At 69.7% G+C, this 18,929-nt stretch carries 15 protein-coding genes, 2 tRNA genes and 1 pseudogene; 11 read left to right on the top strand and 7 right to left on the bottom strand.

Translation table 11 applies throughout. The annotated features are described in order from the left end of the window. Window positions 1–50: 50 nt before the first annotated feature. Both ACFSZT_RS26815 and ACFSZT_RS26810 read right to left on the bottom strand, forming a co-directional pair. Window positions 51–1,352, bottom strand: a complete 1,302-nt coding sequence (locus ACFSZT_RS26815; protein ID WP_377388050.1) for an ABC1 kinase family protein — start codon at window positions 1,350–1,352, stop codon at window positions 51–53. A 104-nt stretch (window positions 1,353–1,456) separates the two neighbouring features. Further along, window positions 1,457–2,503, bottom strand: coding sequence for a TOMM precursor leader peptide-binding protein (locus ACFSZT_RS26810; RefSeq protein ID WP_377387882.1), 1,047 nt, complete (start codon window positions 2,501–2,503; stop codon window positions 1,457–1,459). A 214-nt stretch (window positions 2,504–2,717) separates the two neighbouring features. On the opposite strand from ACFSZT_RS26810, the gene ACFSZT_RS26805 reads away from it, so the two are divergent. Continuing rightward, window positions 2,718–3,242, top strand: coding sequence for a M48 metallopeptidase family protein (locus tag ACFSZT_RS26805; protein ID WP_377388052.1), 525 nt, complete (start codon window positions 2,718–2,720; stop codon window positions 3,240–3,242). Between the two features lie 721 nt (window positions 3,243–3,963). On the opposite strand, the gene ACFSZT_RS26800 is transcribed toward ACFSZT_RS26805, so the two are convergent. Then, the gene (locus ACFSZT_RS26800; RefSeq protein ID WP_377387884.1) at window positions 3,964–5,466 is read right to left on the bottom strand and encodes a zinc-dependent metalloprotease; all 1,503 of its coding nucleotides are present in this window, start codon (window positions 5,464–5,466) and stop codon (window positions 3,964–3,966) included. Between the two features lie 91 nt (window positions 5,467–5,557). On the opposite strand from ACFSZT_RS26800, the gene ACFSZT_RS26795 reads away from it, so the two are divergent. Then, a complete protein-coding gene (locus ACFSZT_RS26795; protein WP_377387886.1) occupies window positions 5,558–6,706 on the top strand; it encodes a YlbL family protein in 1,149 nt (382 codons plus the stop codon). Between the two features lie 12 nt (window positions 6,707–6,718). On the opposite strand, the gene ACFSZT_RS26790 is transcribed toward ACFSZT_RS26795, so the two are convergent. Then, the gene (locus ACFSZT_RS26790; RefSeq protein ID WP_377387888.1) at window positions 6,719–7,300 is read right to left on the bottom strand and encodes a PPA1309 family protein; all 582 of its coding nucleotides are present in this window, start codon (window positions 7,298–7,300) and stop codon (window positions 6,719–6,721) included. Window positions 7,301–7,456: 156 nt separating this feature from the next. On the opposite strand from ACFSZT_RS26790, the gene ACFSZT_RS26785 reads away from it, so the two are divergent. From ACFSZT_RS26785 to ACFSZT_RS26745, 9 genes are all read left to right on the top strand, one after another. Then, entirely contained in the window at window positions 7,457–10,393 is a 2,937-nt protein-coding gene (locus ACFSZT_RS26785; protein ID WP_377387890.1) for a UPF0182 family protein, read from the top strand. Window positions 10,394–10,463: 70 nt separating this feature from the next. Next, window positions 10,464–10,537 (top strand) — tRNA-Met (locus tag ACFSZT_RS26780). Between the two features lie 202 nt (window positions 10,538–10,739). Then, a tRNA-Met gene (locus ACFSZT_RS26775) sits at window positions 10,740–10,816 on the top strand. A gap of 136 nt (window positions 10,817–10,952) precedes the next feature. Then, a complete protein-coding gene (locus tag ACFSZT_RS26770; RefSeq protein ID WP_377387892.1) occupies window positions 10,953–11,453 on the top strand; it encodes a PadR family transcriptional regulator in 501 nt (166 codons plus the stop codon). A gap of 59 nt (window positions 11,454–11,512) precedes the next feature. Further along, complete coding sequence (prfB, locus tag ACFSZT_RS26765) at window positions 11,513–12,622, top strand: peptide chain release factor 2 (protein ID WP_377387894.1); 1,110 nt, start codon at window positions 11,513–11,515, stop codon at window positions 12,620–12,622. Between the two features lie 54 nt (window positions 12,623–12,676). Further along, window positions 12,677–13,366 (top strand): cell division ATP-binding protein FtsE, encoded by a 690-nt coding sequence (ftsE, locus tag ACFSZT_RS26760; protein WP_377387896.1) that lies wholly within the window; start codon window positions 12,677–12,679, stop codon window positions 13,364–13,366. A gap of 75 nt (window positions 13,367–13,441) precedes the next feature. Continuing rightward, on the top strand, window positions 13,442–14,341 hold the full coding sequence (gene ftsX, locus ACFSZT_RS26755; RefSeq protein ID WP_377387898.1) for a permease-like cell division protein FtsX: 900 nt from the start codon (window positions 13,442–13,444) through the stop codon (window positions 14,339–14,341). 16 nt (window positions 14,342–14,357) lie between these two features. After that, window positions 14,358–14,840, top strand: coding sequence for an SsrA-binding protein SmpB (gene smpB, locus ACFSZT_RS26750; protein WP_377387900.1), 483 nt, complete (start codon window positions 14,358–14,360; stop codon window positions 14,838–14,840). Further along, the gene (locus ACFSZT_RS26745) at window positions 14,837–15,733 is read left to right on the top strand and encodes an amidohydrolase family protein (RefSeq protein ID WP_377387902.1); all 897 of its coding nucleotides are present in this window, start codon (window positions 14,837–14,839) and stop codon (window positions 15,731–15,733) included. The genes smpB and ACFSZT_RS26745 overlap by 4 nt, the downstream gene beginning before the upstream one ends. Here the strand turns inward: ACFSZT_RS26745 and ACFSZT_RS26740 are convergent. The 3 genes and pseudogenes from ACFSZT_RS26740 to ACFSZT_RS26730 form a co-directional block, all read right to left on the bottom strand. Then, window positions 15,730–16,999, bottom strand: a pseudogene (locus ACFSZT_RS26740) (acyltransferase family protein). The gene ACFSZT_RS26745 and the pseudogene ACFSZT_RS26740 sit on opposite strands and share 4 nt — an antisense overlap. Before the next feature lie 107 nt (window positions 17,000–17,106). Next, entirely contained in the window at window positions 17,107–17,748 is a 642-nt protein-coding gene (locus ACFSZT_RS26735) for a response regulator transcription factor (RefSeq protein ID WP_377387904.1), read from the bottom strand. A 29-nt stretch (window positions 17,749–17,777) separates the two neighbouring features. Next, window positions 17,778–18,905 carry a sensor histidine kinase gene (locus ACFSZT_RS26730; protein ID WP_377387906.1) on the bottom strand — a complete coding sequence of 376 codons (1,128 nt, stop codon included), beginning with the start codon at window positions 18,903–18,905 and terminating at the stop codon, window positions 17,778–17,780. Between the last annotated feature and the right edge of the window lie 24 nt (window positions 18,906–18,929).

Genomic DNA, 18,929 nt, shown 5'->3' with positions numbered 1-18,929 from the left:
TTTCGCGCCGTCCGGCCCGAAGTTGTGGATAACTGATCGGCCGATCGGGTTCAGTCGAGGAAACCCGGCTGCCAGCGCTCGACAATGGACCGCAGAGCCAGTTCGGCGTCGAGCTGGCAGAGGATGCCGATGGCCCCGGCGGTCACCCGGTGGATCAGCAACCAGTGCGGCGGCAGGTTGAGCGACCGGCCGGTGCGGAAGTCGCGACCGCGCATGTCACCCATGCGCATGGCCTGCTTCTGGGCCCATCGGCGCGAGAAGTGGAACCGCTCCTCGGTGAGGGGCGACACGAGCGGAAGGAGGTAGGAGTAGACGTCATCAGCTTGGATGTCGGTGTCCGGGCGGACGAATCCCTCGGCACGCAGAACGCTGTAGAGCTCCTCGGACCGCCCTTCGAGTGCGAACCGCATCATCCGGCCCAGGGCGGGCGGCGCGCCCTGGGGAAGTTGAGCAACAGCACCGAAGTCGATCACGCAGATCCGGCCGTCGTCCCGCAGCATGAAATTGCCGGGGTGAGGGTCGGAGTGGAGCAGGCGCGCGCGAGCGGGAGAGGAGTAGTGGAACTCGGCCAGGAGGCGGCCGGCCTCGTTGCGTTGCTCCTGGGTGCCCTCCCGGATGATCCGGGCGTAGGGCGTACCGGTCACCCACTCAGTGATGACGACCTTGGGAGCACTGGCGACGACCCTCGGCACGAGCACCTGATCGTCGCTGGCGAAGGCCTTGGCGAAGCTGCGCTGGTTGTCGGCTTCGGTCCGGTAGTCGAGCTCCTCGTTCATCCGGTCGGCGAGCTCGGCGAGCAGGGGCTTGACGTCGGTGCCCGGCACGAGAGCCTGGAACAGCCTGCTGAAACGCTGGAGCTGCCGCAGGTCGCTGCGGAGGGCCTCGTCGGCGCCCGGGTACTGGACCTTGACGGCGACCTCTCGGCCGTCGTGCCAGACCGCGTGGTGCACCTGGCCGATGCTCGCGGAGGCGGCCGGTTCGTCGTCGAACGACTCGAAGCGGCGAGTCCAGGAGCGGCCGAGCTGCTCGGCGAGGACCCGGTGGGTCTGGCGCACCGACATGGGGGGCGCGGCGGCCTGCAGCTTGGTGAGAGCATCCCGGTACGGCGCTGCGAATTCGTCGGGCACGGCCGCCTCGAAGACGCTGAGCGCCTGGCCGAACTTCATCGCCCCGCCCTTGAGCGTGCCCAGGACTTCGAAGAGCTGCTCGGCGGCCTTCGCGGACATGGCGGCGTTGACCTCTTCCGCGCTTTGCCCGGTCAGCCTCCGGCCCCAGCCACCGACTGCGCGACCTGCGATGCCGAGGGGCAGGCTCGCCAGCTTGGCGGTCCGCGCCGCGGCCCGGCGCGGCATGGCGGCCTCGGCCCTGTCCTCGCTGGAGTCCCGGAATTCCGTCACGGGGCTGATTCTGCCTTGCCGATCACCGGTCGCGCAGCCGTTGTGGCCGTTGGGCGGGGTCAGGGTGCGGGACTGATGTGGGCCGCACCGCACGGACAGACGGGGTGTGGTAGCCACGTGCGGCGCGTCACAGTGCCACCGAACGAATCGAGCTCGAGCGTGCCGTTCCAGGTCGGCGGCTCGGTGTCCTCGGGGTCGAGAATCCGCAGGATCTGTGCGGCGGCGACACCGGCGGTCGCGTTGACGCTGCACAGCTCGGTCCGGGGCTGCTTGCCGGCGAGCTGGCTAGCAACCCGCGGCCAGCACGCGTCGAGCCCGGTTCGGCGGAGATCGGCGCAGCGAAGACAGCTCGTGCGACCCGGGTGGACGAAGGGCCCGACGAGGCCGATGCCGTCCCGCACCCGGACGGCGAGATGCGGCTGACGCTCGGCCATGAGTTCGGTCACCACCTCCGGTGCCGGGACCACGGCGTCGGTGAGCACGACCAGGTCGGGCCGGCGCTTGCCTCTGATCGTGCCGGTCTTCGTGGTCGTGCTGCTGCGTCGGACGACCTCGGCGAGTGCCTGCCGTCGGGGGGTTCCCACGTCGCCGTCGGTGAAGCCGGAACCGATGTCCTCCGGGCCGACCCGGCCTTCCGCCCGCGCGTCGAGGTGGCCCACACCGGACGTCGCGAGCAGGTGGGTGATCGCCGCGGCGAGTCTGCCGCCGCCGTGGACGAGCACGGCGCTCTGCGCCCGCCGGGCGGCGGTGTCACGCCGGGGGCGCGACAGGGTGAGGGACCACAGCGCGGGCTCGTCACTACGCGTGTGCGGGTGAGCCGGCGGTTCGGCCTCCTCGATGAGCCCGCGTTCGGCGAGGCCCGTCAGGAGGTCCCGCAGCCGCTCGGCGTGCCGGTCATCGGCGAGGTCCAGGAGCGATGCGGTACTTCGGCTCCCGTCGAGTCCACGGAGGATGTCCATGAGGATGGGCGGCAGGTCTTTGAGCACGACGGCATGCCTGGGCTCGAGACCGATCTGCAGCTCGTTCCTGCGTCGTTCGAGAACGTCGAGGCCGGGCACGAGCCGCGGTCTGCGGGGAATGGTCACTGGGCGTAGTGAGTTCGTCATGCAGCCAGAGTGGCCGCTGATCGTGCTCGGTGCTTACACCCGACCGGGGTTATCCACAGGTGAATTCGGTTGTGGATAACTACGGAGATGTGACGCCGGAGCCATCGGAGATGTCGGCGATTGGCTTTACCGTGTACGGGTGGCCGAAGCACGGGTTCCCTCATTGAGGAATCGGGACAGGAACGAGCGCCAGCCTTCAGTCCCCGACGAGAAGATCGAGGTTCGACGCAGCGCCCGCCGCCGCCGGACCGTCACGGCGTACCGAGACGGCGACACACTCGTGGTGCTCATCCCGGCTTCCATGAGCCGGGCGGAGGAGGAGCACTGGGTGGCAGAGATGCAGCGAAAGCTGAAGCGCACCGAGAGCAGACGAGCGTCGCCTGCCCGCGCCTCGGATGAAGCCCTCCTGCTGCGGTGTACGGAACTTTCACGCCGTTACCTCGACGGAACGGCCAAGCCCGCCAGCGTCCGGTGGGTCCCGCCGATGCGGACCCGGTGGGCGTCCTGCACGCCGGTCGACCGGACGATCCGGGTGAGCGAGCGGTTGCGGGATGTGCCGTCCTGGGTGCTCGACTACGTGCTCGTGCACGAGCTTGCGCATCTGCGCGTCGCGCACCACAACGCCCAGTTCTGGGAGCTGGTCGGGCGGTACCCGAAGACGGAACGCGCGATCGGCTACCTGGAAGGGCTGTCCGCCGCTGCGAATCTCGGCATCACGGGGCTCGACGACGACGAGTAGACGCGCTCGTGGCTTGGAACAGGTTGAATCCGGCGATGACACGCGCGACACGGACGTGCGGCCAGGCCGGGGTGGGTTCGAGCGGCGTTGAGGATGCGGTCTGTCCGGGTTCTGGTTCTGATGGCCCGGTTGGGTCTGACCGGCCACGGGTTCGGTGGCGTTCGATCGGCATGCACCGGCGGCTGGTGACGTTGCTGCGCGTGTGGCGTTCGGCGCGCCGCGACCGCTGGTGGCGCTGCGGCGCGCATGGTCGCGTTCTGCTTCCACCGGCGACGGCTGGTGACGCCGGAGGCTGCTGCGCGAATCTCGGTCGGCATGCACCAGCGACTGGTGACGTTGAAGGCTGCTGCTCGTGGGGACGCTCAGTAGCGACCGGTAGCGAGCGGTGGGGCCAACCTGGAGCTGCCCGGCGGCGCGCAGTTCCGCCCGATCGGACCCGGGGCATCAGCTTGGCGAGCCGGACGTGTGGTCCGAGGCTGTGAGGCCAGAAGCCTCGGGATTGACCCGCTGACACCGCTGGCTCGACGCCTTCCGGGGTCGCTGTGCGTGGACCTCGCTGATGTCGACCGGCGTCGTCGGCGGGCCGCCGGCAGCCGACGTGAACCGCCGTTGGCGCTGTTCGGACAGCATGTGCCAACGGCGAGCGCCACGAGACCTCCGTTCGGCGCAGCCCTGCACCCCGCACCGGCCACCACGGGCCGGTGCGGACCACGTGAAGAGCTCAGGCGTCCTTGGAGCGACCGCCGGCCTCGCCGGAGTCGTCCTGCCCCGAGTCGCGTGCGCTCCCGGTGTCGGAACCGCCCTCGTCGGCCGAGCCCGCCGACCCGGGCGCGTCGCCCGACCCAGCCGAGCCCGACCCAGCCGAGCCCGACCCAGCCGAGCCCGACCCAGCCTCAGCCTCGGCCGACTCCGACCGGGCCTGCTCCTCGGCGCGCTCGGTCTTCTCGAGCTCGGCGATGGGGTCGACATCGTCACCGATCTCGACGCCACCGAGCCGGTCGGCGAAGTCCATGGGCTCGTCGAGGTCGTCGGTGGTCGGCATGAGGTCCGGGTGCGACCAGAGCTGATCCCGCTTGTCGATGCCGTGCCGGTCGCCGACCAGCTTCCACAGCGCCGACGCGGCCCTCATCCTCCGGGGCCGCAGTTCCAGGCCGACGAGCGTGGCGAACGTCTGCTCCGCCGGGCCGCCGGTCGCCCGGCGCCTGCGCAGCGTTTCCCGCAGCGCGTCGGCCCCGGGCAGCCGGTTGCCGACCGCGTCGGCGACCACGACATCGACCCAGCCCTCGACGAGCGCGAGCAGGGTCTCCAGCCGTGTCAGCGCGGCCTGCTGCTCGGGCGTCGTCTTCGGTTCCAGCAGCCCCGACGACATGGCCTGCTCGATGCTCGCCGGGTTGCTCGGGTCGACCTGGCCGGCCAGCTGCTCGAGCGCGGACGTGTCGACGGTGATGCCGTGCGCGAACTCCTCGACCGTCGCCAGCAGCCGCTGCCGCAGCCACGGCACGTGCGCGAACAGCCGCTGGTGGGCGGCCTCCCGGGCGGCGAGGAACACGAGCACCTCGCTGGCCGGACGCTCCAGGCCCTCGGTGAACTTCTCGATGTTCGCGGGCAGCAGTGCCGACGTGGTCTCCGGGCCGAGCGGCAGACCGACCTCGGTGGACGTCAGTACCTCCGAGGCCAGCTCCGCGAGCGCGTTGCCCAGCTGGGAGCCGAAGGCCATCCCGCCCATCTGGCCGACCATCGACAGCAGCGGACCCGCGGCCTGCTTGGCCTCCTCCGGCAGCGCCTGCATCCACGCGCCGGACACCTGCTTGGCCACCGGGTCGCAGAGCCGCTGCCACGTCGGCAGCGTCTGCTCCACCCACTCCTTGGAGGTCCACGCGACGGTCTTGGAGGCGCCCGCAGGCAGGATCGTCGCCTCGTCCAGCCACAGCTCCGCGAGATGCGCGGAGTCCCGCACAGCGGTGTCGCCCTGCGGGTCGTCGGCCTTGAAGCCCATCTGCTGTCCACCACCGCCGAGGCGCTGGAGGGCGATCTGCTTGGCGAGGTCGTAGTTGACCGGTCCCGACGAGCTGCCCGCCTGGCTCAGCATTTGCCCAAGCTGGCTGAGCATCTGCCCCAGCTGCTGGAACGCGTCGGCACCCTGCTGGCCGCCGGAGCCCGACGGCTCGTTCTCAGGACGCTTGTCGGGATCGGGGAAGCCGAACCCGAACGGTGGGTTGCTCATGCCACCTACCGTACGCGGACACGAGGGGATTGCGACGTGCCCGCTACGGACCTTCGCTGTCGGCTGAGAACGGTCACCGTACGCTGTGCGCGTGAGTGAGTCCCGCGACATGGATACCGCGTCAGGAGGCACGCAGGCAGGTGCCGCGACCGAGGTGCCACCGCCCTCGGCCACGCCGGGTGACGACGACGGCCGCCGGCCGAGGAACCGTCTGAGCAGACGCGGGTGGACGGTCGTGTTCAGCGGCGTGCTCGTGGTCGTGTTCGCGTTGCTGGGTGCGTTCGTGCGCGTGCCGTACGTGGCCCTCGGGCCAGGACCCACCTACGACACGCTGGGCACGGTCGAGGGCGAGCAGGTCGTGTCGATCAACGGCGAGCGCAGTTATCCCGGCCGCGGCGAGCTCCGCATGACCACCGTCTCGCTCAACGACGACGTCACCCTTTTCGGCGCCCTGGGGCTGTGGGTCAGCGGCCGCTATGCCGTGGCGCCGCGCGAGGAGTACTTCCGTCCCGGCGAGACCGACGAAGAGGTCCGGCGCCAGAACGTCCAGCAGTTCCAGGACTCGCAGAGCAACGCCGAGGTGGCGGCGCTGCGCAGCATCGGCCACCCGGTGAAGGTCCTGGTGCAGCAGGTCGTCTCGGGCAGCCCGGCCGACTCGGTGCTGGAGCCCGGGGACCGGATCGTCGCGGTCAACGGCAAGGCGATCGCCTCCCAGCAGGACGTGCTCACCGCGCTCGAGAACACCCGTCCGGGCCAGCGGGTCTCGCTCACCTACCAGCGCGACGGCCAGCCGGAACAAACCCGGTCCCTCACACTCGCCCGGCACCCGGACGGCCAGCCGCAGGGGTTCGTGGGCATGCAGCCGGTGGACCGTGCCGACGTGCCGTTCGAGGTGGACATCTCGCTCGAGGACGTCGGCGGGCCGTCCGCGGGGCTGATGTTCGCGCTGGCGATCGTCGAGCGGATGGAGGCGGAGGACCTGGTCGGCGGTCAGCGGATCGCGGGCACCGGGGAGATCGACGCGGCCGGCAACGTCGGCGCCATCGGCGGCATCTCGTTCAAGCTCGTCGCCGCCAAGGAAGCGGGCGCGAGCACCTTCCTGGTGCCGGCGAACAATTGCGCCGAGGCAGTGTCGGCGGCACCGGACGGGCTCCGGCTGGTCAGGGTCGGCACGCTCGACGACGCCGTCAGTGCGCTGCGCAACCTCCGTGCCGGCAAGCCCGTCCCGACCTGCGGCTGACGGCCCGCGGCGTCAGGGCAGCAGCGTGGCGCGCAGGGCGTCGACGAGGTTCGGGGCCAGCTCGGGGTGCTCGATGATCTCCTCGGTCGGCTCGGAGTCGTCCTCCGGCCGGGTGCGGATCCCGCGCAACCGCATCACGCACGCCGCCGAGCCGTCCCGGAGCACGGCCGCCACCAGCCGCGCCTCGGTGCGGCGTGGGTGCCCGGCCGCGGCCTGCTTGAGTCGTTCGACGTCCGAGGCGTCCACCGCGCCGGCGGAGTCGTCGACCTCGGGCAGCTCGGCCTCGGCGTCGGGCGGGAGCACGATGATCTCCTGTGACAGCGCGCAGCCGTGCACGGCGTCGGGCCAGGCGAGGGTGGCCAGCGTCTCGGCGAGGTCGCCCTCGGGCAGCGATTCCTGCGCCACCGGCGTAAGGGCACTGGCCGGGTCGAGCTGCTCGGCGAGCTCGGGCTGCTGGGCGAGCAGCTCCGCCGTCGGCACGAGCGCGAACAGTTGCGGCTGCTGCTCCCACCCGGCCGTCGCGACGAACTCCTCGACCTCCCGCGCGAGGGCGGCCACCCGTGGGGGGCTCGCCTCGGGTCCGTTCTCCGTCATGCCGACATCGTGGCAGGCGGGGCCGCCCGCCACACGCGCGCCCGGTTTGGGGGCATTTCGGGAACTCTCGCCCGCATCCGTAGAGTTGAGTAATCATGGGACGCTCGCAGCGCTGGCGCCCCCGGAACGTCAGTCTCGACCACAGGAGTGTGCGTAGTGGCCACCCGGCCCCCAGTCAGCCTGCCCAAGCTGTCCCGGCGAGCTCGCATCCTGCTGACGATCGCGGCCGCCCTCATTCTGTTGTTGCTGCTCGGCGCACGGTTCCTGGACACCTACGTCGACTGGCTGTGGTTCGGTGAGGTCGGCGCGCGCAACGTCTTCAGCACCGTTCTGCTGACCCGGATCGCCCTGTTCTTCGCCTCGGGCATCCTCGTCGGCGGGCTGCTGGCCGTCAGCCTCGTGATCGCCTACCGCACGCGGCCCGTGTTCGTGCCGGTCGCGGGCGCGGACGACCCGCTCGCGCGGTACCGCTCCGTCGTGGTCGCGCGGGTGCGGCTGTTCGGCATCGGCATCCCCGTGCTCGCCGGCCTCATCGCCGGGGTCTCGGGCCAGGGCAACTGGGAGATCGTGCAGCTGTTCCTCAACGGGACCGAATTCAACCGCACCGATCCCCAGTTCGGGCACGACATCGGCTTCTACGTCTTCGAGCTGCCGTTCTACGGCTGGCTGCTCGGCTGGCTGTTCGTCGCGATCGTCGTGGCGTTCATCGGCGGCCTGCTCGCCCACTACCTGTTCGGCGGCATCCGCCTGGCGGGCCGTGGCGGGCAGGTCTCGGGCTCGGCGCGGGTGCACCTCTCGGTCCTGATCGGGCTGTTCGTGCTGCTCAAGGCGGTCGAGTACTTCTTCGACCGGTACGACCTGCTGCTCTCGGACCGCAACAACCTGTTCACCGGCGCCACGTACACCGACCTGAACGCGGTGCTGCCCGCCAAGCTGATCCTGCTGTGTATCTCGGTGTTCTGCGCGATCGCGTTCTTCGTGGGCGCCTTCCTGCGCAACATCCAGCTGCCGGCGATCGCGCTGGTGCTGCTGATCCTGTCGGGCATCATCATCGGCGTCGCCTGGCCCGCGGTGCTGGAGCAGTTCTCGGTGCGCCCGAACGCCAACGAGCGCGAGGCGACCTCCATCCAGCGGAACATGGAGGCGACCCGCTACGCCTACGGCCTCGGGGACGTGGAGTACCGCAACTACACGGGCCAATCCGAGGCGAGTCCACAGCAGATCCGCGACGAGCAGGGAACCATCCCGAACGTGCGGCTGCTCGACCCGAACGTGCTCAGCCCGACCTTCACGCAGCGGGTCGGCCGCGAGAACTTCTACGGCTTCCCGGACAAGCTCGACATCGACCGTTACACGGTCAACGGCGAGAAGCAGTCCTACATCGTCGCCGCGAAGGAGATCAACACCAGCGGCCTGCGGGAGAACCAGCAGACCTGGATCAACCGCCACCTCGTCTACACGCACGGCAACGGCTTCGTCGCGGCACCCGCCAACACGATCGACCGTGCCATCGAGGGCGCGAACAGCGACGGCGGGTACCCGATCGCGCGCACCAGCGACACGCAGAACCCCAACGGATCCGGTATCCGGGTCGACGAGCCGCGCATATACTACGGCGAGCTCGCCACCGACTACGCCATCGTCGGCGGGCAGCGTGGCCAGGCCCCCGGTGAGTACGACACGGCGACCGACCGCAGCTACCTGTACCAGGGCCGTGGCGGCGTGCCGATCGACAACTGGTTCAACAGGCTCGTCTTCGCCGCGGAGTACGGGGAGCGCAACATCCTGTTCTCCGACGCCATCGGCGAGAACTCGAAGATCATGTACAACCGCGACCCGCGCGAGCGGGTGGAGAAGGTCGCGCCGTGGCTCACCGCGGACGGCGACCCGTACCCGGCGGTGATCGACGGGCGGATCCAGTGGATCGTCGACGGCTACACGACGCTGAACAACTTCCCGTACTCGCAGCGGACGTCCCTCGGCACGGCGACCCAGGACTCGCTCAGCGGGGTCGCCCGGCAGCAGGACAACCAGATCAATTACGTCCGCAACTCCGTGAAGGCCACGGTCGACGCCTTCGACGGCACCGTGAACCTCTACCAGGTCGACGACAAGGACCCGGTGCTGTCGGCGTGGATGAACGTCTTCCCGGGCATCGTCAAGCCCAGCTCCGAGGTGACGAACGAGCTGCGGGAGCACTTCCGCTACCCGGAGGACATGTTCAAGATCCAGCGGGAGCTGCTGACGAAGTACCACGTGCAGAACCCGCAGGAGTTCTACTCCACGCAGACGTTCTGGAACGTGCCGCAGGACCCGACGCAGGAGGGCGGGCTCGACCCGAACTCCGACGCGGCCAAGCAGCCGCCGTACTACGTGCTGGCTCAGGCGCCGGGACAGAACCAGCCGACGTTCCAGCTCACCAGTGCGCTGACCCCGCTCGCGCGGCAGTACCTGGCGGCCTGGGTCACGGTGTCGTCCGACCCGGAGAACTACGGGAAGATGACCGTGCTCCGGCTGCCGACGGGCGGTAACCAGCTCGAGGGTCCCGTCCAGGTGCAAAACGCCTTCCAGTCGAATCCGGCGTTCACCCAGGACCGGACGCTGCTCGGCAACCAGAGCGTCGACATCATCTACGGCAATCTGCTGACGCTGCCGGTGGCAGGTGGGTTCATGTACGTGGAGCCGATCTACATCCAGCAGCGCAACGCGCAGAGTTACCCACAGCTCGCACGTGTGCTGGTGTCGTTCGGCGGCAAGATCGGCTTCGCGTCCACGTTGAACGGTGCGCTCGACCAGGTGTTCGGCGAGGGCACGGGAGAGGCGGCGACCGGGCCCGCGCAGGGGTCGCCCGACGACGCGACGGGCGCGCCGACCACGCCGCCGCCAACGGGCACGCAGCAACAGCAGCCGCCGCCCGCGGACGGTGGCAGCGGTAACGCCGACCTGAGCCAGGCCGTCGCCGACATCCAGGCCGCGTTGGAGAAGCTGCGGAGCGCTCAGCAGTCCGGCGACTTCACCGCGCAGGGGCAGGCGCTGGCCGAGCTGGACGCCGCCGCACGGCGCTACGAGGAGGCGCAGAACGCGGGTGGCTGACATCACGGCCACCAGGTGGGCACCCGCTTTGCACCGACCGGAAACCAAGGCGTAAAGTGGGTGTCACCGACGCGGGGTGGAGCAGTTCGGTAGCTCGCTGGGCTCATAACCCAGAGGTCGCAGGTTCAAATCCTGTCCCCGCTACAGAGGCGAGAGGCCCGTGTTTGCGGAAGGCGCAGACCGGGCCTCTTTCGCATTGTTGTGGGGGTCGGACCCCGCGCCCCCACCCGGAGGGCTTCGCCCCCCTGGGCCCCCTTAGGTAGGCGGGTCGCTGGGGCGTCGGCCGGCTTGGGTGACCCCCTCGCTGGGCACGATCTTGGGTGAGGTAGAGTTGCAAACACAACGACGCGGGGTGGAGCAGTTCGGTAGCTCGCTGGGCTCATAACCCAGAGGTCGCAGGTTCAAATCCTGTCCCCGCTACCAGGCAGAGGCCCGGATCACGCGATCCGGGCCTTTTTGCTGTTCAGGCGGGGGGTGTCCCGGTGTGGGCAGGGCTCCACAGTGGACAAGTGTCGGGACCACAGTGGACAGATACGCGAGAACGTGGCACGGTATATACGTGTCCGATTTGAACGCAACAGCCGCAGCACTGCTTGGTCTGCTTCACGATGGCCCCGCCACCGGTGGTGAGCTCGTCGCCGGAGCCGAGGAACGCTTCGGAGCGTTCTTCAGCGTGACGAGGAGCCAGGTCTACCGGGAGCTCCCCGCCCTGCACAAGGCGGGCTATGTGAGGCTCGGCAAGCAGGGGCCGCGATCGAGCCAGCAGTACCTGATCACCGCAGCGGGCAAGAAGGCCTTCAAGGCGTGGGTGACCAGTGAGGCCACCCCCGACCACCTGCGCTCGCCGCTCATCCTCCGGGTCGTGCATGCCGGTGTGCTCACGCCCAAGCAGCGCCAGAACCTCTTCGAGTCGGCGCGGGCGACCTACACCGAGGAGCTCGACGAGGCCAAGGCCGCCGTCAAGGCCGCTCCGGACCCCCTCGCGAAGGCGGTGGCGGAGTTCGGCCAGGCACACGCCAAGGCCGCGCTGAAGCTTCTCGACGCCGTCGCGTCGAGCTGACGGGGCAAGACGTGCGGCCGCCGCGAGCGGCCGCACGAATTGCCGTAACCTTGTGGGTTGTGAGTGCTGAGTTCGAAGACATCCTCAAGGACCTCGGGGGCAAGCTGACGCGGATCGAGTCCGTGATGGACGTCGATGCCCTGCGCAAGGAGGTCGCCTCGCTCGAGGAGGAGGCGGCCCGCCCCGACCTCTGGGACAACCCGGAGTCGGCGCAGAAGGTCACCAGCCAGCTCTCGCACAAGCAGGCCGAGGTCCGGCGGGTGACCGAACTGCGTCAGCGGCTCGACGACCTCGGAGTCCTGCACGAGCTGGCGGAGGCCGAGGGCGACGCGGCCAGCAAGACCGAGGCCGAGAACGAGCTCACGGCACTGGCCAAGGACATCGACGCGCTCGAGGTCCGCACGCTGCTCTCCGGCGAATATGACGAACGCAACGCCGTGGTGACCATCCGCTCCGAGGCAGGCGGGGTCGACGCCGCAGACTGGGCCGAGATGCTCCTGCGCATGTACCTGCGGTGGGCCGAGCGGCACGGGTACCCGACCGAGGTCTACGACATCTCCTACGCCGAGGAAGCCGGCATCCGCTCGGCCACCTTCAAGGTCAGCGCTCCCTACGTCTACGGCACGCTCTCGGTGGAACAGGGCACTCACCGCCTGGTGCGCATCTCGCCGTTCGACAACCAGAGCCGCAGGCAGACGTCCTTCGCCCACGTCGAGGTGTTGCCGGAGGTGGAGGAGGTCGACCACGTCGACGTCCCGGAGAAGGACATCCGCGTGGACGTGTACCGCTCGTCAGGGCCCGGTGGGCAGAGCGTGAACACCACCGACTCCGCCGTGCGCATCACGCACCTTCCGACCGGCATCGTCGTTTCCTGCCAGAACGAGAAATCGCAGCTGCAGAACAAGGCGGCCGCGATGAAGGTGCTGCAGGCCAAGCTGCTGCAGCGGAAAAAGGCCGAGGAGCGTGCGGAACTGGACGCACTGCGTGACGGCGGTTCCAGCTGGGGCAACCAGATGCGTTCCTACGTTCTGCACCCGTACCAGCTGGTGAAGGACCTGCGCACGGAGTACGAAGTGGGCAATCCCTCGGCCGTGCTCGACGGTGAGATCGACGCCTTCCTCGAAGCCGGAATCCGGTGGCGCAAGCAACAGGAAACGGCCGCGGCGTAGCGCTTCACACATGCAACCCGGGCTTAACGGCGGCCGTGGGTAGTATGGCCGATCGTGATCCGGCTCGATTCTGTTTCCAAGGTCTACAAGACCTCGACACGTCCCGCCCTGGACGGCGTTTCGGTCGATGTGGACAAGGGCGAGTTCGTCTTCCTCATCGGCCCTTCGGGTTCAGGGAAGTCGACGTTCCTCCGACTGTTGCTGCGGGAGGAGGTGCCCAGCAAGGGTCGGGTGATGGTGTCGAACTTCGACGTGGCCAAGATGCCCCGGCGCAAGATCCCCCGGTTGCGCCAGACGATCGGCTGCGTCTTCCAGGACTTCCGGCTCCTGGCGAACAAGACGGTCGCCGAGAACGTCGCGTTCGCCCTCGAGGTGATCGGCAAGCCCAAGCGCACCATCACCAAGGTGGTGCCCGAGGTGCTCGAACTGGTCGGCCTCGAAGGCAAGGCGGACCGGATGCCGCACGAGCTCTCCGGTGGTGAGCAGCAGCGGGTGGCGATCGCACGCGCGTTCGTGAACCGGCCGCTGGTGCTGCTGGCCGACGAGCCGACGGGCAACCTGGACCCCGACACCAGCCAGGACATCATGCTGCTGCTGGAGCGGATCAACCGCACCGGCACCACGGTGTTGATGGCGACCCACGACCACTCGATCGTCGACTCCATGCGCCGTCGCGTCGTCGAACTGGACCTCGGCAGGGTGATCCGCGACGACAAGCGAGGGGTGTACGGCGTCGGTCGCTGATCCCCCGCAGCGACGTCCCACACCCGGCAAGTCCCCGCCCCCCACGTACCCCCGACCCAAGGAACCGTGCCCTAGATGCGCGCCAGCTTCGTCTTCAGCGAGGTCGTCACCGGTCTGCGCCGGAACATCACGATGACCATCGCCATGATCCTGACCACCGCCATCTCGCTGGGGATGTTCGGTGGTGGCCTGCTCTTCGTCCGCACCATCGACAAGATGAAGGCCAGCTACCTCGACGACGTCGAGGTGACGATCTACCTCACCGAGGACATCAGCGCCAACGACCAGAACTGCACGGGCGAGCCGTGCTCGTCGATCCGGCAGGCCCTCGAGAGCAACCAGGCCGTCGAGTCCGTGGTGTTCGAGGACCGGGCCGAGGCCTACGAACGGTTCAAGCGGATCTTCGAGGGCCAGCCCGAGCTCGTCGAGCTCGCGCGGCCCGAGGCGCTGCCCGCGTCCCTGCACGTCAAGCTCTTCGATCCCGCGCGCAGCGAGGTGATCGTCCAGGAGTTCAGCGGCCAGGCAGGGGTGGCCAACGTCGACGACCAGAACAAGTTCCTCGACCGCTTCTTCAGCCTGCTCAACTCCGGCCGGAACGGCACGTTCATCATCGCGCTCATCGCCGCGCTCGCGGCCGTGCTGCTGATCGCCAACACCATCCAGGTCTCGGCCTACACCCGGCGGACCGAGGTGGGCATCATGCGGCTCGTCGGCGCCACCCGCTGGTACACGCAGCTGCCGTTTCTCCTGGAGGCGGTGGTCGCCGGCGTCCTCGGTGCCGTGATCGGCGTCGCGGGGCTGATCACCCTCAAGTACGTCGCGCTCGACCGCATCCTCGAGGCGACGGGCGGGGCGATCCCGAAGATCGAGCTGATCGACGTGCTGTTCCCCGTGGCTCCGATCCTGCTCGGCGTGTCGGTGCTGATCTCGGCGATCACCGGGTACGTGACACTGCGCCTCTATGTCCGCCACTAGCGGTTAAAGTCGAATCATGGCCAAGGAAGTCGGGCGCAAGGTGATCGCGTCGAACCGCCGGGCGCGGCACGACTACTCGATCCTCGATACCTACGAGGCGGGCGTCGCCCTCGTGGGTACCGAGGTGAAGAGCCTGCGCGCGGGCAAGGCGTCGCTGGTCGACGCGTTCGCCACCGTCGACGACGGCGAGGTCTTCCTCCGTAACCTGCACATCCCCGAGTACGCGCAGGGCACGTGGACCAACCACGCGCCACGCCGGACGCGGAAGCTGCTGCTGCACCGCGGGGAGATCCAGAAGCTGATCGGCAAGACGAAGGAGGGCGGCGTCAGCCTCGTGCCGCTGTCGCTCTACTTCAAGGACGGCAAGGTCAAGGTCGAACTCGCGCTGGCCAAGGGCAAGAAGGCCTACGACAAGCGGCAGGCCCTGGCCAAGCGGGACGCCCAGCGTGAAGTGGCCAGGGCCATGGGCCGCGCCGTGAAGGGAAAGTACCGCCGTTGACGGGCCCGGCTTCGGACAGCGACGTCGCCGCCTGGGTGCGAGGCCTCGGGCTGGACGGGCTCGTGGACATCCACGTGCACTTCCTGCCCGAGCGGGTGCTCACCAAGGTGTGGGCGTACTTCGACCAGGCCGACCAGCACTACGGCATGGACTGGCCCGTGCACTACCGGCTGCCCGAGCAGGAGCGGCTGCACGTGCTGCGCTCGCTCGGTGTGCGGACGTTCGCGCCGCTGGTCTACCCGCACAAGCCGGACATGGCCGAGTGGCTCACGGAGTGGGTGCTGGAGTTCGCCCGGCGGGAGCCGGACGCCGTGCCGACCGCGACGCTGTACCCGGAGCCCGGCGTGGCGTCCTACGTGGAGTCCGCGGTGCGGGCAGGTGCCCGTTGCGTCAAGGCACATGTCCAGGTCGGTGCCTACGACCCACGGGACGAGCTGCTCGACGAGGCGTGGGGAGTGCTGGCCGACGCGGGGATCCCGGTGGTGATCCACTGTGGACACGGGCCGTTGCGCGGCGAGCACACCGGGATCGGCGTGTTCGCGGAGGTGCTCGCCCGGCATCCACAGCTCGTCGCCGTGCTCGCCCACGCCGGGATGCCGGAGTACGACGACGCGCTCGCCCTGGTGCACCGGTTTCCGCGCGTGTACCTGGACACGACCATGGTGGGCGTGCCGTTCACCGAGGGGTTCATGCCGACGCCCCCCGACTGGCCGCAGCGGCTGGCGGAGGTGCCCGACCGCGTCGTGCTGGGCACGGATTTCCCGAACATCCCGTACGACTACGCCACGCAGCTACGGGCGATCGCCGGCTGGGCCGACGCCGACGACCGCCTCGGCGAACCGTTCCTGCGTGCGGTGCTGCACGACACCCCGGCCAAACTGCTCGGACTCTAGGGGTTCGTCGCGGGGACCCGGCCTGCCGCGTGCCTCCCGAGCAGGAACGCACAGGCGACCAATGCGATCCACGGTCGGGCCCGTCGGCGAACCCGGTCGCGGCCAGTCCGAGTACGCCGCCCGAGGCGAGCAGTCCGGCGGCGACGAGCCGGCGCGTGGACACCATCGGGGACGAGGGCGCGGCCGGCAGCGCTTCGAACCGGCTGAACACCCGCAGCAGCCCCACCAGCACGAGACCGGTGGCCGCCAGCCACGCCGGTAGCGCGGCAAGCCACAGCACGGTGCCGGGTGCCGGGGTCGCGTAGCCGAGCGCGACCACCGTGCCTCCGGTGACCACGACGAGCGCGGGCATGTGCCACAGGTAGATGCTCATGAACCGCGGACCCACCCAGCCGAGCGCGGTGCCGATCGCCGGCCGATGCGCCCACGTCGTCAACGTCCTCTTCGCGGCGAGGACGAGACCGATCTGCCCCGCCGCGAGGCTCACCAGGCACGCGGCGGGCGGGCTCATGTTCGACACGGGCTCACCCGGTATGCCGATCATGCTCGCCGCGTAGGGACCGAACGCCACCGGCACCGCCGTGACACCGAACCCCGCGGCGGAGAGGCCGAGCGCGGCGCGCGGCGACAACCGGCCGAGCCAGCCGTCGGTGTACTGGAAACCGAACTGATGTACGGCGAGCCAGACGAACACCGCGTTGGCATAGCCGACGAGAGGAACGCCGTCGAAGCGGGCTATGTCCACGGCGACCGCGGCGGCGCTCAGCGTGAGGGGCACGGCGAGACCGAAGCGGCGGTGGGCGAGAGCCAGCAGCGGCGTCGCGAGGACCGTGAGCAGGTAGACCCCGAGAAACCACAGCAGCTGCGCGGCGATCGCGCCGGCGAGCGCCACGGGTTGCTCCGGCACACCGGCGTCCCGCAGCACCGTCGGCACGACGAGCCACACGGCGAACAGCGGCAGGACCGGCAGCAGCAGCAGCCGGTGCAGGCGACCGGCGAGCCAGAGCCGGACGGAGCTCGCGCGACGCAGGGAGATCAGGTTCGCCGCACCGCCCGCGAAGAACACGAGCGGCATCACCTGCGACAGCCACGTGAGCAGCCACCAGCCCGAAGTGGTCATGGCGTTGCCGGCGGTGAGCCGGCCACCGGAGTAGTCCAGTACCGGCATCGCCCAGTGCTGTACGACGACCCGAGAATGGCAACGGCACGGACGATGTCGAGGAAGCGATCGCGCGTGGGTGGCGGGTTGCTCCGGGTTGCGGTCATGCAGGCAAGCCTGGTCGGCAGGCGGTGCGGGCACAGCGGTGCAGACCGGCGTCTTGATCTTCCGGTTTTCGCCCGGGGCGGGTGGGGTTCGCCCTACCCCCGGCGCGTCAGCGGCCGAGGTAGGTGAGCACCGCGCGGACGCGGCGGTGTTCCTCGGCGGTGTTCTCGAGGCCGAGCTTGGTGAAGATGTTGCCGATGTGCTTCTCGATCGCGCCGTGGGAGACGACGAGCCGCTTGGCGATCGCGGAGTTGGACAGACCCTGCGCCATCAACTCGAGCACCTCGCCCTCGCGGGCGGTCAGCGCGTCGAGCGGGTTCTTCCGTCCGCGAGCCATCAGCTGGGAGATCACCTCGGGGTCGATCGCCGTGCCACCGGCGGCGACGCGGCGCACGGCGTCCAGGAAGTCGGTGACGTCGGCGACGCGCTCCTTCAACAGGTATCCGACCCCGCCCGCGCCCGCGGACAGCAGCTCGACGGCGTAGGTCTCCTCGACGTACTGGGAGAGCACCAGCACGGGCAGGTTCGGCACGACCTCGCGTGCGCGCAGGGCCGCGCGCAGGCCCTCGTCGGTGAACGTCGGCGGCATCCGGACGTCCACGATCGCGAGGTCAGGCCGATGCTGTTCCACGGCGGGCAGCAGCTCGTCGCCCGAGCCCACCGCCGCCACCGTCTCGATGGACTCGTCGGCGAGCAGCCGCTGCACGCCCGCACGCAACAACACGGCGTCCTCGGCGATCACGACGCGCATTCCTGCCCCCAGTGGCGAACATGGTCAGCTCACCAGGTGCAGGGAAGGTCCGCGCGGATCACCGTGGGACCGCCGGATGGGCTGACGACGGAGATGACGCCGTCAATCGTGGCAGCACGGTCGGCGAGCCCGGCAAGCCCACCCCCCGGCCGCATCGACGCGCCTCCGGCTCCGTTGTCCGTCACCTCGACCACCACGGTGTCCTCCGCCCGCCACACCCGCACGGTCGCCTCGGTGGCACCCGAGTGCTTGGCGACGTTGGCGAGCGTCTCGCCCACGATGAAGTACGCCGTGGTCTCCACGGCCGCGGGCGGGCGGACGTCGAGCTCGACCTCGACCATCACGGGCACGGGCGACTTCGCGGCCTGTGCGGAGAGGGCCGCGTCGAGCCCGCGGTCGGCCAGCACGGCGGGGTAGATGCCGCGGGCCAGGTCACGCAGCTCGGCGACGGCCAGCTTCGCGTCGGTGTGGGCCTCGTCCAGCAGGGCCCGCAGCTCGCCCGGGTCGCCGTCGAGCTTCGCCTTCGCCCGGCCGACGGTCATCGCGACCGCCACCAGCCGCTGCTGCGCGCCGTCGTGCAGATCGCGTTCGATGCGCCTGCGCTCGGCCTCGGCGGCGTCCACGCCACGAGCCCTCGACGCCTGCAACCGCGAAGCCTTGGCCTCCAGCCGGTCGGCTCGCGGCGGTCCCAGCAGGGTCATCGCGAACCGGCCGTGCAGCCAGCCCGCACCGGGCATCACCCAGATGGCCATCGGCAGCAGCACGATCGACACCAGGCCGAGGGCGAACTCCACGATGCCGAGCGGCAGCGCCGCCAGCAGGTAGGCGACATCCCGCCAGGTCGTGGGGTCGGTGAGCTGGGCGAACCAGCGGCGCACCCAGCCCTCGGCGTGCCGGCGCTCGGCATCGGGGACCGGGGTGTCGAGCGCCTTGCGGACCCATGCCCGTTCGAGGTCGCCGAACCACTGGGCAAGCTGCGTGGCCAGCATCAGCACCGGGATGCCGACCCAGACGATCGTGGTGGCGATCCCGACGAGACCGAGCACGACGACGGTGATGAACTGCACCAGCCGCAGCGGGAAGCTGAGCACCATGAAGGCGATCGACCTGGCCGGGCTCGGCCGCGGCTGATTTGCCACGGTGGCGGCGTCGCTCATGGTGGGTCCCCCGTCCGTCGCCCC

This window comes from Prauserella oleivorans (genome assembly GCF_042685745.1).
Taxonomy (GTDB): domain Bacteria; phylum Actinomycetota; class Actinomycetes; order Mycobacteriales; family Pseudonocardiaceae; genus Prauserella_A; species Prauserella_A oleivorans.
The sequence above is the reverse complement of the archived record's forward strand: the minus strand, read 5'-3'. Positions and strand labels throughout refer to the sequence as shown.